The organism is Nonomuraea antri (genome assembly GCF_013283785.1).
GTDB lineage: Bacteria > Actinomycetota > Actinomycetes > Streptosporangiales > Streptosporangiaceae > Nonomuraea > Nonomuraea antri.
The window spans coordinates 55,503-70,180 of record NZ_JABCPZ010000004.1 but is presented as its reverse complement, the minus strand read 5'-3'; the positions used below and the strand labels follow the sequence as shown (position 1 = coordinate 70,180).

Genomic DNA, 14,678 nt, shown 5'->3' with positions numbered 1-14,678 from the left:
CGTGATACTCCGGCTGATACCGCCGCCCATGTTCCCGGATGTTCCTGGATGCCCCAGCGAAGATCAGGAAACGGCGTACGGGCAGCTCAAGATGGATGCGGATGCCCGCACATGTCCCCCGATGCCCCCATGATCCTGGGAGTTCAAGTCCCCCCTCGGACACACACCGCACGCACATGTGGGGGTTCCGGTTCGATCCGGGCCTCCACATACTGCTTTTCCGGGTAGTACGTGAGCTTCAGCCCAAGCCGGGTGTAGAGCTCGGCCTTGTCATCCGGGTCCGCCTCTCCGACGAGCCGCACCAGGTCGCCGACCTCCTCGATCATCGATCTGATCTCCTCGACGGTGATCCGCTGCGCGGCCGGAGCCGCCTTCAGCTCCCCCTCCAAGCGGGCGCGTTCGTACTTGGTCTCGTTGATCCACGAGCTGATCTCGACCGGATCGCCTCCGGCATCGAGCGCGGATCGGTACTGACCGAGCTTGCGGTCACACTGAGACAGCCGTTTCCGCAAGTCGATCAGGGCTGCCTCGTTCGGGTCGATCGCCTGCTCGGCCATCGCCGCGATCACGTGTTCCAGCCTGCCCGGCCCGAACGCGGTCGCCAGCCAGCCGTCCACCTCATCCAGGATCTCCGCCTCCCGCAGATAGACGACCTTGGGGTGGGCGAGTTCGTTGGTGATGGCGTACTGGGCGGGGAAACGGCACCGGTAGTAGGCCTGGCGGTTGTTCCAGTTGCCCTGCATCCGCCGCTCGCAGTACCCGCAGAACAGCACGCCTCGGAAGGCGTACGGGCGCTGGGTGGGGCGGGGGCGCTGGCTGTACTGGCCTCTGGCGCGCGTGGCGAGGATGTCCTGGACGCGCTGGTACTCCTCGACCGTGATGATCGCGTCATGAACGGGATGCTCCGACCAGATCCACAGGTCCTTGGCGTTCCACCGCTGCTTCGTCGTCGTCCCCAGCGCGACGTTCTCGACGTCCAGCAGGACCTCGTCCTTGCGCTGCTTGTTCCATACCTGGTGGCCGGTGTAGCGCGGGTTGGTGAGGATGACCCGGATGGCGTACTTCGACCACGCCCGCTGGTCCCGGTGCTTGTTCCGCCCCGGATCGCTGGCCGACGGCGACAAGATGCCCTGCATGGTCAAGTCTTCGGCGATGTCCAGGTAACCCCGGCCTTTGAGGAACTCGTTGAAGATCCACCGCACCACGCGCGAGGTGGCCGGATCGGCCACCAGCCGCCGCAGCCTGCGCCCGTCGGCCGCCTTGCCGGGGTTCGGGTGCGGACCGGCGTCCTGGAGCACGTACCCGTACGGCGGACGTCCACCGAGGAACCTGCCTTCGGTCGCGGTGATGGCCGCCATGGCGGCCCGGACCCGGATCTTGATCCGGTTCCGCTCGCCCTTCGACAGCCCGCCGAAGACGCCCATGATCATGTCGTGGGCCTCGTTGGCCGGATCGATCGGCCCGCCCACCTCAGGCACCCACAGCGGCACGCCGAAGTGCTCGAACAGCGGGAACGTCAGGCTGTACTGGTTGCCGTAGAACGCCCGCTGCGGCTCCCCGATCACCACCGCGTCGAAGCCTCGCCGAGGGTCCTTCAGCTCCTCGATCAGGGCCGCCGCATGCGGCCGGAGCTGCCAGGGGATCGAACGGGACTTGTCGATGTCGAAGAACTCCGCGACGATCTCACCGCCCCTCAGTCCGATCAAAGCCCGTGCCCGATGCAACTGCCAGGCCCGTGACGCCTCCGGGTCCTGATTGTCCTCGGTCGACACCCGGCCATAGAAGCCGAACCTGATCGTCATCTCTGCTGCCCCTCTTTCACGCTCTGCGGCTGCTTGATGCGGACGGCGGCCTTGACCAGGATCCGCAGCAACACCCCGGCAGCGCCGGGGGTGAGCTTCACCTCCTCCCCCGGCACCACCAACCGCACTCCGCCACCTGCGCCGCTCACGACCCGCCCCGGCTCGGAACGAGTCCCCGCGCCCACCGGCGACCGGTTCGGGCCCTACGGGCCCGCCCCACCCCGGCGGTCCTACATGACCGCTCGCCTCGACGATCGATGTCAATCACCGCTGGACACTGCCTCCCGTTCGCCCAGCCGGCGACGGCCGCCCACAGCTTGTGGACAACGAAGTTGGGCATCTCCCGCTCTTGGTCTCGCCAGCGGAGAAGGCGCCCCTCATTCCTGGCCGCCCCGCTTGCGAAGGAGGAGGAGATCCTCATGAGCCGCCGCGCACACCGGCTGGCCTTTCTCCCGGCTTCTCCACGCTTCCAGCATCTGGAAGAACGACGCCCGGTTCACCAGCCCGCCATCACGCAGCCCGCACAGCAACGCCACCAGGCGGTGGGTGGGCACCAGGCCGGCCGCCTCCGCAGTCTCGATCACCTGACCGGGAAGGTCAACAAGCCGCCCGCCGACCCGGATCGGCCGAACCGTGACCGCGACCACCCCGCCCGGCCGCAGCAGTTGCCCGCACCCGGCCAGGATCTGCCCGAAGCCCTCCATCAACTGCGGCAACCGCTGATGGGCCAGATTGCCCTTGTCGGTGGAGTAGCGGTGGTTCAACTTCTTCACCGGCCCACCACCCTCCCGGCTACCGCAGCGGACATGACCGTGCGTCCGCACCCCATATGGCGGAGAGGTCAGCACCAGAGCGGCCATCCCCCGCAGGTCCGCGAACACCGTCGCGATGCTCCGCGCGTCCCCACAAGCCACCCGCGCATACCCGGTGGCCCCTTGGGAACGAGCATGCTGGACGTTCGCGGCGGTGAGGCCGGCGAAGTCCGCCTCGTACTCCATCCCCGCCGCATGCCGCCCCAGATGCACCGCCTCCACCAGCGTGGTCCCGATCCCGCACATCGGATCCACCACCAAATCCCCCGGCTCGCTCAACGCCGAGACAACCTGGGAAGCGATCGACGGGAGCATCTTGCCCGGATGCCGCATCGACTCCGCCACATACCGGCCCCGCCTCTGCACCCGCGACTGCACCTGGCCCGTGGCCAGCACCGACGGCAGAAGGTTCTCGTTCATCTCTCCACCTCAGCCGGTACGGGTGAACAGGCAGACGTCCGCGTGCACGGACACGACCGGTGGCAGCTCCGCAGACTGAGCACGACGCAGTTGCGCCAGCTCCGCCGGGCCCGGCTGAACCACGAGGGCGTCTCCCTCGACCGGGACCCGCACCGCGATGACATGCTGCACGTAAGCGAGCCCGGCGCCTGCCGCCCGCCGGATGAGGCCCGGCGCCAAGTCCACCAACCTGCCCCGCTCGTGCCGGGCCGTCGTGATCACGGCCAAGTGGCCGCCCGGTGCGAGGACGTGCCGCGCGTCATCCAGGAACCGGTCGAGCTGCGGAGCCCCGAGCGTCGGCTGCTCCACCCTGCACGAAGGACACGGCATCAGTTCCGCAGTGGCGGGTCGCCCGCCTTCCGGGTACGGCGCCAGCGCCGCGATCAGCAGCTCGACCCGCCCTTCGAAACCGAGCAGCGCCTCCCGAAGCTGATGCGGCCCGTGCGGGCGCAGCCTCACCGCCGCCCGCTGCTCCGCCGTGAGCTGCTGCCGCAGACGGCCGACGAGGTGCTGCGCGACCGGAAGGCGCGGAACGCATCCGACTCCCAGCCGTCCCATCTCCGCCGCGGCGACCAGCACCGTCTCACTTTCGGCGAAGACGTCCGCGACAACCCCACCCGGACTGGTGCAGGCATCGATCAGATGCCGCGCCAGCTCCCGCCCAACGGCCTGGCGATGCCGCCCACATAGGTCCTGGTCAGCACGCGGACTGTCCTTGGCGCTGGATTCTTCGGAAGTTGTGTCGGAACACAGCCAGACCGAGAGCGGCACCAACCGCCTCTCGGCGGTTCGCGTGTTCTCCGGCCGTGATCGTTCGTTCTTGCTCATCTACGGTGACCCGCGACGGTCACCCGTTCCCATGTACTGAAACACCGGAAGATCAGCGCTGGTTGGAACCGTCCTTGCCCCTCAACGCCCTGCTCCAGGTGAAATCCCCTCGTCCTGCGTGTCCAACTGGATTGGCCCTGGGGGAGGTCCTGACCCAATCAGAATCTGTCAAATCGTCAACTTGCTGACGCATGTCGTTCCAGACGCTGGAATCAGCATGGCGACACTGTGTGATAGTGCGATCACTTAGAGCGGTATTTGACGCTACCAAGTCCGTGCGGCCCGTGACACCACCACATGCTGCCCCTTGCGCCGCCGGTCCCGCTGATCCTGCCCGCGCGATCAAGAGGAAGAGGGTGATGCATCATGACCGACAACGCCCGTGAAAAGCCGGAACCGGAAGAGGTGAATGCCTATACGACGGATGACCAGGGAAGAGTAATCGTGATTCTCCGCCCCGAGGACTGCTCGCTCCCTGACCTGCTCAGGCATATCGAGGCCGGAAGGATTGTGCGTGTCGTTTCCACAAGTCAGCCCGGCGAGCAACCCTGACAAGAGCCTGGCGATGAAGTAGCGGTTCGCACTGCAACGGACTGCGCCCCGATCTCACTCACCGTCGTCGCGAGTCCACGCGGCACCTTGGCAAGAACTTTGACCGACCGATCGAAGAAGCGCCTTCTCGCAGGTCGGCATCGGATTGGCGGACTTGAGGCATCCCTTGAGCGCGCCCTCGATGCCTGTCTATTGGCCCTGGTCAGAACCCCGATGGGAGCTCATACGGCACGTTCATGGTTCCCGCGCTTCTTCTCTTGCTGCTCCGAGTTCTCCCCAGCCCGTGGTGGAGACCTGGATCGACCAATCCAGGCGCCACCCATGGGGGACACGATGGGCCTCGACCTACCGGACAGCACCACCTCGAAGAACTTCACCGAGAACGCCCTGAGCGCAGCCGACAGGGCATTCCGACTCCTGGTCGTCGGCCCAAGCCCGCTCTCGGTGGACGGCCGCTTCATCGGGCATGGAGTGCCCCAGCGTGCGATCGCTCTCGACGAGCTGAAGGAGATGTTGCTCGCGCCGCAGGCCGGTGACGAGCTGAAGGACGACGTCTGGGCGCATCTGATACGGCGCTCGCGCTGCGACGGTCCAGCGTGGGTGATCGCGTGCGTGGGGATGGCGATGCCGGGGCTGAAGAATCTGGCCGCGCGGACCAGCCAGGGCTGCCCAGCGCACGTGGTCGACGACATCGTCTCGGAGATGGTGACGAACTTCGTCGAACAGCTCCGCCGAATCGATCTCGACCGGCCGAACATCCTCCCTCGGCTGCTGATGTGGGCGAGGAAGGGTGCGCTTCGGGTTCGGGCGCGTGAGCTCGCCTCCATCGAGGTCTGCGCCGAGACGCCGGAGCAGGTGTCTGTGGCCGCGGAGCCGTTCATGGTGCTCGCCGAGGCCGTCCGGTGTCGGATCATCAGCCCAGACGAGGCGAAGCTGATCAATGCGACGCGCTTGGAGGGGCAGCCGTTGCGGGCGTACGCGGCCCGCCTGGGGCTGCCGGCGGATCGGCTGTACAAGCGGCGGCGGGCGGCCGAGGCACGGTTGGCGCGGGCGATCGAGGAGGGTCAAGTCTCGGTCAGCTGTGACGGACTCGGCTCCAATCTCGCTGGCTGAGCCGGTGGTTCATTCATGTCAGCCGTGATCGCGGCTCGGGGTGAGTTTCGGGGGACGGTCGCCCGTTCCCATCGAGCCCAGCGTCCCTCGTCCTTTGAAGGAGGACACCCTTCCCGGATCGCTCTGGGCCTGTGATCACGGCTGGCGGCCCATTCACGACTTCTCAAGTTGGAGGCCATGTCATGAAGTCGTTGCGGCCTTGTCCGCTGTTCGTTGTCCGAGTCCCGGCGGGGACGAGCTGGATCCGGCGCGGTGTCGCGTCGCTGATGTGGACGGGCGGGTGCGTGGTGGCCGCGCTGACCGTGCCGGGGATCGCCGAGGCGATGACCAACATGGCCTCGACCTCGCTCGACCAGGTCATCATCAACCTGCGCAACGTGGTGATCGGGCTCCTCGTCGGGCTGGCCACGCTGTTCTTCACTATCGGCGGAGTCCGCTACATCCTGGCCGGTGGAGACCCGGGAGAGGTCGAGGCGGCAAAGAAGACGCTGCGGTACGGGGCGCTCGGGTACGGGGTGGCGATGCTCGCGCCGGTCTTGGTGAAGATCCTGCAGCGGATCGTGGGGGCCTGACGTGTCCGGCGCCATCCGACGAGCGCTCAGGTTGTTCGTCCTGCTGGTCGGTGCGGGGCTCGCCTCAGCACTCGTCGGTGGGCCCGCACTCGCCGTCACTCCGACGCCGGTGCCGTCCACGACACCGTCCCTTGCTCCCAGCCCGACACCGCCGTCCGCCGAATTGACGGAACAGGCCGATTGCGGGTTCATCGATGTGGCCTGCGAAGCTCGCCAGGCAGTGGACGCATGGTTCACGCATCTGGTGGAGTCGGCGGCCAAGCCGGTGTTCGAGATGCTCGGGTCCACCGTGCTGGCGACGCCGGAGCTGAGCTCTCCCGAAATGGCTCGGGCCAAGCAGTTGTGGGAGCTGTCGCGCACGATCGCGAACACCTGTTTCGTGCTTCTGGTGACGGCCGCGGGTGTGATGCTCATGGTCGGGCAGGCGCTGCCCGGAGAAGCCTCGGCGCGACAGTTGCTGCCACGGCTGGTGTGGGCGTTCTTGGCCGCGAACCTGAGCCTGATCGCCATCGAGCACGCGATCGTCTTGGCGAACGGGCTGAGCCAGGCCTTCCTGTCGGAGGGGGCCAGTCGGATCGATCCTGCCTCGGTGTTCGATGCGATCAAGAAGGCCGTCCTGGCGGGCATCGCTACCAGGGGTGTGTTCTTCGCGATCGTGGCGCTGGTCGTGGTCGTCCTGGCCGTCGGCGTGATGTTCACCTACGTCGTTCGGCTCGCGCTCACCATGGTCGTGATCGCGGCAGCGCCTCTCGCGTTGATCTTTCACGCCCTGCCGATGACGGACGGGCTCGCCCGGCTGTGGTGGCGGGCGATCACGGGGCTGTTGGCGATCCAGATGTGCCAGTCCCTGGTGCTCGTGACCGCATTGCAGCTGTTGTTCTCTCCCAGCCCGGGTGACGATGACTCATTCTGGGTGCCGACGTCGGCAGACATGACGGACCTGCTCATGGCCATATGCCTGCTGTTCGTACTTCTCAAGATTCCCGGCTGGGTGGCGCGAACGATCTGGCAGGCGAACAAGCCTCAGATGCTTTCACAGCTGGTGAAGTCCCTGGTCGTCTATCGCGGGCTGAGCATGCTGCTCGGGAGAGGACTCGGTACCGCCCGCGCGGCGCGGCGGCCGAAGCCGCCCACCCCGCCCAGTGGCGGCGGGGGTGGCGGGCCGAGCGGTCCGCCCGGCGGTCCTCCGGGTGGCGGTCCCGGTGGTGGTCCTGGCGCTCGCGGTCCGAGCGCGGGTGGGCCGTGTGCGAGGACGCCGCGCCATCCCCGTCGTCCGTCCGGGACGGCCCCCGGGGGCTGTGCGGGCAACGGGAACGCCCGCGTGGGACGCGTTCGCCATGACCGCGCAACGCGGCCTGACGGGACGACTGATGGGACCGCTGGCGGGTCTGGTCCCCTGGGCTATGCCTGCCCGCAGCCGGGCCGTCATGACCGGTCGTCCGCCCGTAGCCACCGGCAGCCGGACGTTCCGCCGCATCCATCCAGATCGGGTCGTACGCGGCGCAGTCCGTCGCAGGTCACGGTGCGGCTCGAAGCACCTCGTTCTCATCGAAAGGCGGCGCGTCGTGCGTCAGACAAGTAGTGAGCGGCTCGTCGCGAGGATCCCGGCCGATGTGGAAGCGCCGGACAAGATCATTGCGAGTCTGAGCATCCGGCAGGTCGCGATTCTGGCGGGGACGGCCGTGCTGGCTGCCTGGGTGTATCTCATGGCCGGTGACCGGCTGCCTGTTCCCGTGCTCGCGGCGATCGTCTTGCCGGTGATCGCCTGCGGCTGCGCGCTGGCGCTCGGCAGACGAGACGGACTGGGCCTCGATCGGCTCGCCGTTCATGCGCTCGCCCATCTGCGGCGTGACCGCAAGCTCGTCACCGCTGAGGAAGGAGTACCCGAGCCGCCGGCCTGGTGCCGAGTACGGGGACGCCTGCCCGGAGCGTTGCGGCTCCCCGTTCGGGCGATCCGCGAGGACGGGGTCATGGAGTTGGCCGAAGGCGGAACGGCCGCGGTCGTCCAAGCCGGAACTGTGGCCTTCGGCCTGCGGACCAGTGATGAGCAGGCGGCACTCGTAGGTGTGTTCGCCGGTTGGCTGAACTCGCTGGACGCACCTGTGCAGATTCTTCTTCAGGCTCGGCCGGTCGACCTGTCCGACCTCGCTGACACGATCAGCCGAGCCGCCGGGCAGTTGGCCGATCCAGCGTTGGAGCAGGCGGCCCACCGGCACGCCGAGTTCCTCACCGAGCTCAGCGGCACGCGGGACCTGCTGACCCGCGATGTCCTCATCGTCGTCCGTCACCACGACGCCGAGCAGCCGTCCATGTGGAGGCGCGGGTCCCGGAGAGCGGCGCGTCGGGACAGTTCGGCAGCGATCGTGGCTCGCCGGGCTGAGGAGGCGGCCCGCTCGCTGCTCGCTCTAGGCGTGCACGCCTCCGTCATGGGCGCCGAGGACGCTCGCGATCTGCTGATGCGATCACTGTCGCCGCGTCGCTTGGAACCGATCGGGACTGCCCGCCCCGATGAGCTGATCACGCTTGGAGACGACGTCCGATGAAGTTCACTCGACTCGCCGGCGACCCCGCGGAGCTGATCGAGACCGCCACTGCCTTGCCCGGCCCGTCTTCGTTGAAGATCAACGCGCGCACGGTCGAGTTCCCTGACGGGGTGTGCGCGTCGTTCGCGATCGCCGGATACCCCCGCGAGGTCGGTGCGGGCTGGCTCGAACCGCTGACCGGCTATCCCGGACACCTCGATGTGTCTCTGCACATCGAGCCCATACCTCCGCTGATCGCCGCGCAGCGGCTGCGCCGCCAGCTCGCCCGTCTGGAGTCCGCCTCCGTGAGCAGCCGGATGCCGGACTTCGCGACCGAGGCGGCTGCCGATGACGCCGCGGCGCTGGCCGCCTCCCTCGCGCGAGGGCACGGCCGTCTTTTCCGCGTCGGCCTCTACCTCACCGTCCATGCTGCGGATTCGGCGGAACTGGACGCAGAAGTTCAGCACGTCAGAGCCCTGGCGGCTTCCCTTCTGCTTGATGCGCACCCGACGACCTTCCGTGCCATGCAGGGCTGGACGACCACGCTCCCGCTCGGTACCGACGCGCTGAAGACCCGCCGAACCTTCGACACCTCGGCACTCGCGGCGGCCTTCCCGTTCGCCTCGCCGGATCTGCGGCCCAGGCTCAGTGAGACGCCGGTGCTGTTCGGGCTGAACGTCTACTCCTCCGGCGTCGTGCTGTGGGACCGGTTCGCCCACGACAACTACAACTCCGTGACAATCGCCCGCTCGGGCGCAGGCAAGTCGTACTTCACCAAGCTCGAAGTGCTGCGGCTGCTGTTCTACCAGGTCGAGGTGTGCATCGTCGATCCCGAAGACGAATACCGGCGCCTGTCGGACGCCGTCGGAGGAACCGTTCTCGGCCTTGGCATGCCCAGCGTCTGCTTCAACCCCTTCGACCTGCCTGACGCGGCTGAAGAGGACGCGCTCAACCGGCGCGCGATGTTCCTCCAAACTCTCGTCGCGACCATGCTCGGCGAACCGCTCACATCGGCGGCGAAGGCCGTGCTGGACAAGGCGGTCATCGCCACCTACGCGGCCCACGGCATCACCTCCGACCAGCGCACGTGGAAGCGTCCCGCACCGCTGCTCGCCGACTTGGCGACGATGCTGGAAGCCACCGACTCGCCTGAAGCGTCCCAACTGGCCGCGCTGCTCACCCCGTACGTGTCCGGTTCCTATCGCAGCCTGTTCTCCGGGCCGACCACGACCCGCCCCGACGGTCACCTGATCGTGTTCTCGCTGCGGGATCTGCCCGAGGAGATCCGGCCGATCGGCATGCTCCTGGCGCTCGACGCGATCTGGCGGCGCGTGTCCAACCCTGCTGACCGGCGCCGCCGCCTGGTCGTGGTCGACGAGGCATGGACGCTCATGCGCGAGAACGAGGGCGCGCGGTTCCTCTACCGGCTCGCCAAGTCCGCCCGAAAGCACTGGGCCGGCCTCGCTGTAGTCACCCAGGACGCTGCCGATCTGCTCGGCTCCGACCTCGGCAAGGCCGTCGTCGCCAACGCCAGTACGCAGATTCTGCTGCGGCAAGCCCCGCAGGCGATCGATGAGATCGCCGAAGCCTTCGATCTCACCGAAGGTGAGCGGCTTTTCCTACTCTCGGCCGGCCAGGGCGAGGGCCTGGTCTGCGGTGGCATCGGAGATCGGGCTGCGTTCTCAGCCGTTGCCAGCGCGTCCGAGCACACCCTCGCGACCACGGACCCGGCCGAGTAGCCATGTCTCCGACTCTTCCCGATCCGGTTCTCTGCGCATACGTGATCGGTGCCTTCTTCGTGCTCGTCGCAGTCCGGGCCGTGCTGTGGCGGTGGCGCAATGCACGTTTCGCACGCAACGCTCGGCTGGTCGAGATCGCCATCCCACCGCAGGTCGAATCCGGCAGCGCGGCTGCCTGGTGGTCCCAGGTGATGGGGTTGACCGCACCGCGCTGGAAGCGTTGTCTGCTCGGGCAGCCCCACCTGGCCTGGGAGTACGTGGCCGACGCCTCCGGCGTGCGGGTTCAGCTGTGGGTGCCGGGCCTCGTCCCGCCTGGGCTGGTGGAGAAGGCGATCCGGTCAGCATGGCCCGGCGCGGCTGTGACTACCCGCCCGGCGGAACCACCCGCCCGGCGCGGCGCCACGACTTCCCGAGGTCGGATGGTCCTGGCCCGGGCTGACCATTACCCACTCGCGACGACGCACGGCAACGACCCGCTGCGTGCCCTCCTCGGCGCGCTGTCGGGATTGCGCCCAGGCGAGCGCGCCGCTGTCCAGGTGCTGGTCCGCCCGGTGACCGGACGGCGGCTGTCAGCGGCGTACCGCGCTGCTTCCGTCTTGCGGAACGGCACGTCCGGCAGCGTCAGGTCCGAGCTGTTCGACCTGATCACGCCTGGCAGCCTGAGCCGTGCCCGGCCGAGCGAACTGGCCCGGATGTTCCCTGAACGCGCCGAGGAGATCCGAGCCATCCTCGCCAAGGCGAGCCAGTCCCGCTTCGCCGTTCAAATCTCCTACGCCGTCACGAGTGACCGTCCCGACGCCCGAGGCCGCCTGCGTGGACGCGCTCACGAGATCGCGGCCACGTTCGCGCTCTACGCCTCCGGCCACCAGTACCTGCGCCGCCTTCGTGGCCTCGATCTGCCCGGCCGCATGGCCAACCGCCGGATGAACATCGGCTACCTCCTGTCCGTCAGCGAGCTCGCCGCGATCGCCCACCTGCCCTACGACCAGGCCGCCCCCGGCATCGCCCGCGCTGGAGCCCGGCCCGTCCCGCCCGCGCCCGACGTCCCCACACACGGCCAGGACGTCCGCGTTCTGGGTGATGCCGAAACCGGGCACCCGCGCCCGGTGGGCGTCACCGTGGCCGCCTCCCGCCAGCACTTGCACGTCCTCGGTCAGACCGGTGTCGGCAAGTCCACTTTCCTGGCCAACCTCATCCTGTCCGACGCCCGTGCCAGCCGAGGTGCGCTCGTCATCGACCCCAAGGGCGACCTCATCGACGACGTCCTCGACCGCCTTCCAGAGCGCGCCATCGAGCGGACGGTCCTGTTCGACCCGGCCGAGCCAGGCAATCCGCCCTGCTTCAACATCCTCGCCGGACCAGACCCGGCGTTCGCCGTCGACTCGATCGTCACGATCTTCCATCGCTGTTTCGCCTCGTCCTGGGGGCCACGCCTTGACGACCTCATGCGTTCGGCCTGCCTCACCCTCGTCCGCACTCAGCACCACCGGGCGACTCTCGCCGACGTCCCCAAGCTCCTCACCGACACACCCTTCCGCGCCCGGATCGTCGGCCAGCTCAACGACGAGCTCCTTCGAGGTTTCTGGTCCGCGTACGACGAGCTGTCCCCCGCGGCCCGCGCCTCGGTGATCAGCCCCGTTATGAACAAGCTTCGCGCCGTCTTGCTGCGGCCGTTCGTCCGCGACGCACTCTCAGGCGGACCTTCCACTTTCGACCTGGCCCGCACCTTGGATACCGGCGGCCTGGTCCTGGCCCGCCTCCCCAAGGGCGTTCTCGGTGAAGATGCCGCTCGCCTCTTCGGCTCCCTTCTCCTCGCCCACACCTGGCAGGCCATCACCCCGCGCGTTCGCCTGGCCGAGGACGAACGGCGAGACGCGGCCGCCTACATCGACGAGGCCCACAACTTCCTCAACATGCCCATCTCGGTCAGCGACCTCCTGGCCGAGGCCCGCGCCTACCGCTTCTCGCTCACACTCGCCCACCAGCACCTGTCCCAGCTCCCCAGGGACCTGCGCGAAGCCGTCTCCGCCGACGCCCGCAACAAGATCTACTTCACCTCCTCTCCCGAGGACGCCCACGACCTCGCCCGCCATGTCGGCCCCGTTCTCAACGCGCACGACCTGTCCCACCTGGGCGCGTACCAAGCCGTCGGCCGGATCATCACCGGCCAAGGCGGGCCATCCTCGGCGTTCACTCTCCGCACCCGCCCTCTCCCCGATCCCATCCCCGGCCGTCAGGAAGCCGTTCGCGCGGCCTCACGTGCTGCATACGCCCGCCCCGAGGTCCGAACCACGAGCAAGCCCAAACTCCGCATCCCGACCGACCCGCGCCGCACCAGCGAGGAGAGCATCTGATGACCCGTCCGAACACGCACCGCCGCCTGCTTCCCTCCCGGCACCAGCGCCTCCGCGTCACCCCGGCCCTCATCGCGGATCTCGCCGAACGCCTCACCCCGCGAGACGCCGAGATCCTCGACGCCGTCTGGGAACACCGCGTCCTCACCACCGACCAGCTCACCGCGATCTTCTTCCCCAGCGTTCACCGCGCTCGCCATCGCCTCCTGGATCTGTACGAACTGCGGGCCCTCGACCGCTTCCGGCCGTGGGCCCCAACCGGAAGCCGCCCGTGGCACTGGATCCTCGGCGCCACCGGCGCGCACCATCTCGCGGCCCAGCGCGGCATCGCCCCTTCTGAACTTCGCTATCGGCCCGATTCCGCCGGCGCGATCGCCTTCTCGTCCCGCCTGAATCATCAGATAGGCGTCAACGAGTTCTTCGCCCAGCTTCACGCGACGGCTCGCCGCGTGGCCAACGGGGCTGCGGTCGCGGAATGGTGGCCTGAACGCCGCTGTGCCGCCCTCTGGGGGGATCTGGCCCGGCCCGATGCCTTCGGCCGCTGGACCGAGCCCGCCCCGACCGGTCAGCCGGACTCGATCGACTTCTTCCTGGAACACGACACCGGCACCGAACCGCTCTCCCGCGTTCTGGCCAAACTCGACGGCTACACCGCTCTCGCCGAAGCCACGGGCATCGTGACGCCCGTCCTGTTCTGGCTTCCGAACGCCACGCGTGAAGCCAACCTCCGCAAGCTCCTGGCGGTTCCCGCGATCCCCGTCGCCACCGCCGTACACACGCCCACGACGGCCGCCGATGGCCCCGCTGGGCCCGTGTGGCTGCCTGCTGGATCAACCGGCCCCCGCCGCCGTATGACCGGCCTACGTGACGCCATCATTTCCACCGGCGCAAGCGGTGGCCTCGCCTGATGCCCGTGGTCGCCGCAACGGCGTCCGGGGCGCTCATGCTGGTCGCCGTGATCATCTGCGTCATGGCGGCCGTGCTACCGGGGCACGGTGCCCCCGCCCCGGCCAACGCCTGCGGTACTGCTTGCGCGCCGCTCTTGGTCAACGGGACGGGCGGCTCGGCCGCGATCACGGCGGCACTCCGCTGGCTCGGCACCCCCTACTCCTACGGGGGCGGCGGGATCGACGGTCCCACCCGTGGGATCGGCCAAGGCGCGAACACGGTCGGTTTCGATTGTTCCGGCCTCACCCGTTACGCCTGGCACCGGGCCGGAATCGCCATCCCGCGCACGTCAGGTGAGCAATGGCAGGCCCTCACCCACGTCCCGCCCGATCGCCGAGCTCCCGGCGACCTTGTGTTCTTCCAGGGTGCGGACGGAAGCGCGAACTATCCCGGACACGTCGGCCTCGTCCTCGACACCGAGCGCATGATCGAGGCACCCCGAACGGGCCTGCGGGTCCGCGTGAGCCGATACACCACGCGTCGGGGCATCATCGGGTACGCCCGTCCGGGCCGCTCCTGACGAGCGCACCCGCCGTGGCAGACGTGCGGGGGCGGGTCGGCCAGCGCCGACCCGCCCCCGAGTGCTGTGTGTCAGATGCCGCCGCCGCGAAGGCGGCAGGTGCGTTCATCGCCCGGGTCCAAGAGGATCGCGGGCAGTTGTTTCACGCCCAAGTCGAGGGCGCGGTGTATGCGGTGCCAGCCGTCGATCACTAGGCGGTTCCCAGGAGGCGCTGCGCACGGCAGCGGGACGATCAGAAGTGGCCGGGTCAGGTCGACGGTCATGGCGTGATCAGGATCGATTCGGATGAGGTCCTTGACGCCGGTCAACGTCCGGATAGCAGCCGGGCGTACTGGGTGGCGTCGGGCCAGGCGAGTGGCCAGGTCTACATCCCATGCCCACCCCAGAAGGGCGAACATCTCATCGGGCATTGTTTCTCCTCTACATGGCGGGGCCCCGGCCGGGCGGCCCAGGCCCG

Annotated in this window: 14 protein-coding genes; 9 read left to right on the top strand and 5 right to left on the bottom strand. The window is 68.4% G+C overall.

The features are described from left to right. Positions 1-143: 143 nt before the first annotated feature. From HII36_RS02240 to HII36_RS02230, 4 genes are all read right to left on the bottom strand, one after another. Positions 144-1,802: a recombinase family protein gene (locus tag HII36_RS02240; protein WP_217369071.1), complete on the bottom strand. Its 1,659-nt coding sequence runs from the start codon at positions 1,800-1,802 to the stop codon at positions 144-146. Beyond that, on the bottom strand, positions 1,799-1,930 hold the full coding sequence (locus HII36_RS57710; RefSeq protein ID WP_268959425.1) for a hypothetical protein: 132 nt from the start codon (positions 1,928-1,930) through the stop codon (positions 1,799-1,801). The genes HII36_RS02240 and HII36_RS57710 overlap by 4 nt, the downstream gene beginning before the upstream one ends. 249 nt (positions 1,931-2,179) lie before the next feature. Continuing rightward, complete coding sequence (locus tag HII36_RS02235) at positions 2,180-3,034, bottom strand: TRM11 family SAM-dependent methyltransferase (RefSeq protein WP_173521326.1); 855 nt, start codon at positions 3,032-3,034, stop codon at positions 2,180-2,182. A 9-nt stretch (positions 3,035-3,043) separates the two neighbouring features. Continuing rightward, on the bottom strand, positions 3,044-3,901 hold the full coding sequence (locus HII36_RS02230; RefSeq protein WP_173521325.1) for a DNA methyltransferase: 858 nt from the start codon (positions 3,899-3,901) through the stop codon (positions 3,044-3,046). A gap of 366 nt (positions 3,902-4,267) precedes the next feature. Between HII36_RS02230 and HII36_RS02225 the strand changes: the two genes are divergently transcribed. The 9 genes from HII36_RS02225 (at position 4,268) to HII36_RS02185 (ending at position 14,221) form a co-directional block, all read left to right on the top strand. Continuing rightward, positions 4,268-4,453: a hypothetical protein gene (locus HII36_RS02225; protein ID WP_173521324.1), complete on the top strand. Its 186-nt coding sequence runs from the start codon at positions 4,268-4,270 to the stop codon at positions 4,451-4,453. A 321-nt stretch (positions 4,454-4,774) separates the two neighbouring features. Beyond that, positions 4,775-5,566 (top strand): sigma-70 family RNA polymerase sigma factor, encoded by a 792-nt coding sequence (locus HII36_RS02220; RefSeq protein WP_173521323.1) that lies wholly within the window; start codon positions 4,775-4,777, stop codon positions 5,564-5,566. Between the two features lie 182 nt (positions 5,567-5,748). Continuing rightward, complete coding sequence (locus HII36_RS56285) at positions 5,749-6,138, top strand: pilin (RefSeq protein WP_236003107.1); 390 nt, start codon at positions 5,749-5,751, stop codon at positions 6,136-6,138. A 31-nt stretch (positions 6,139-6,169) separates the two neighbouring features. After that, positions 6,170-7,720 carry a hypothetical protein gene (locus tag HII36_RS02210; protein ID WP_173521322.1) on the top strand — a complete coding sequence of 517 codons (1,551 nt, stop codon included), beginning with the start codon at positions 6,170-6,172 and terminating at the stop codon, positions 7,718-7,720. Next, complete coding sequence (locus HII36_RS02205) at positions 7,704-8,681, top strand: PrgI family mobile element protein (protein ID WP_173521321.1); 978 nt, start codon at positions 7,704-7,706, stop codon at positions 8,679-8,681. Before HII36_RS02210 ends, HII36_RS02205 begins: the two co-directional genes overlap by 17 nt. After that, positions 8,678-10,399 (top strand): VirB4 family type IV secretion system protein, encoded by a 1,722-nt coding sequence (locus tag HII36_RS02200; protein ID WP_173521320.1) that lies wholly within the window; start codon positions 8,678-8,680, stop codon positions 10,397-10,399. The genes HII36_RS02205 and HII36_RS02200 overlap by 4 nt, the downstream gene beginning before the upstream one ends. Positions 10,400-10,440: 41 nt before the next feature. Further along, positions 10,441-12,753, top strand: coding sequence for a type IV secretory system conjugative DNA transfer family protein (locus tag HII36_RS58510; protein WP_173521319.1), 2,313 nt, complete (start codon positions 10,441-10,443; stop codon positions 12,751-12,753). Continuing rightward, positions 12,753-13,661: a replication-relaxation family protein gene (locus HII36_RS02190; protein ID WP_173521318.1), complete on the top strand. Its 909-nt coding sequence runs from the start codon at positions 12,753-12,755 to the stop codon at positions 13,659-13,661. Before HII36_RS58510 ends, HII36_RS02190 begins: the two co-directional genes overlap by 1 nt. After that, a complete protein-coding gene (locus HII36_RS02185) occupies positions 13,661-14,221 on the top strand; it encodes a C40 family peptidase (RefSeq protein WP_173521317.1) in 561 nt (186 codons plus the stop codon). The genes HII36_RS02190 and HII36_RS02185 overlap by 1 nt, the downstream gene beginning before the upstream one ends. A gap of 71 nt (positions 14,222-14,292) precedes the next feature. Here the strand turns inward: HII36_RS02185 and HII36_RS02180 are convergent, their stop codons facing one another. Next, positions 14,293-14,631: a ParB N-terminal domain-containing protein gene (locus tag HII36_RS02180; RefSeq protein ID WP_173521316.1), complete on the bottom strand. Its 339-nt coding sequence runs from the start codon at positions 14,629-14,631 to the stop codon at positions 14,293-14,295. Positions 14,632-14,678 lie beyond the last annotated feature (47 nt).

Coding starts and splice junctions, on each gene's coding strand:
- HII36_RS56285 (WP_236003107.1), top strand. CDS start 5,749: ATGAAGTCGTTGCGGCCTTGTCCGCTGTTCGTTGTCCGAGTCCCGGCG.
- HII36_RS02220 (WP_173521323.1), top strand. CDS start 4,775: ATGGGGGACACGATGGGCCTCGACCTACCGGACAGCACCACCTCGAAG.
- HII36_RS02230 (WP_173521325.1), bottom strand. CDS start 3,901: ATGAGCAAGAACGAACGATCACGGCCGGAGAACACGCGAACCGCCGAG.
- HII36_RS02225 (WP_173521324.1), top strand. CDS start 4,268: ATGACCGACAACGCCCGTGAAAAGCCGGAACCGGAAGAGGTGAATGCC.
- HII36_RS02240 (WP_217369071.1), bottom strand. CDS start 1,802: ATGACGATCAGGTTCGGCTTCTATGGCCGGGTGTCGACCGAGGACAAT.
- HII36_RS02200 (WP_173521320.1), top strand. CDS start 8,678: ATGAAGTTCACTCGACTCGCCGGCGACCCCGCGGAGCTGATCGAGACC.
- HII36_RS02190 (WP_173521318.1), top strand. CDS start 12,753: ATGACCCGTCCGAACACGCACCGCCGCCTGCTTCCCTCCCGGCACCAG.
- HII36_RS02185 (WP_173521317.1), top strand. CDS start 13,661: ATGCCCGTGGTCGCCGCAACGGCGTCCGGGGCGCTCATGCTGGTCGCC.
- HII36_RS02235 (WP_173521326.1), bottom strand. CDS start 3,034: ATGAACGAGAACCTTCTGCCGTCGGTGCTGGCCACGGGCCAGGTGCAG.
- HII36_RS02180 (WP_173521316.1), bottom strand. CDS start 14,631: ATGCCCGATGAGATGTTCGCCCTTCTGGGGTGGGCATGGGATGTAGAC.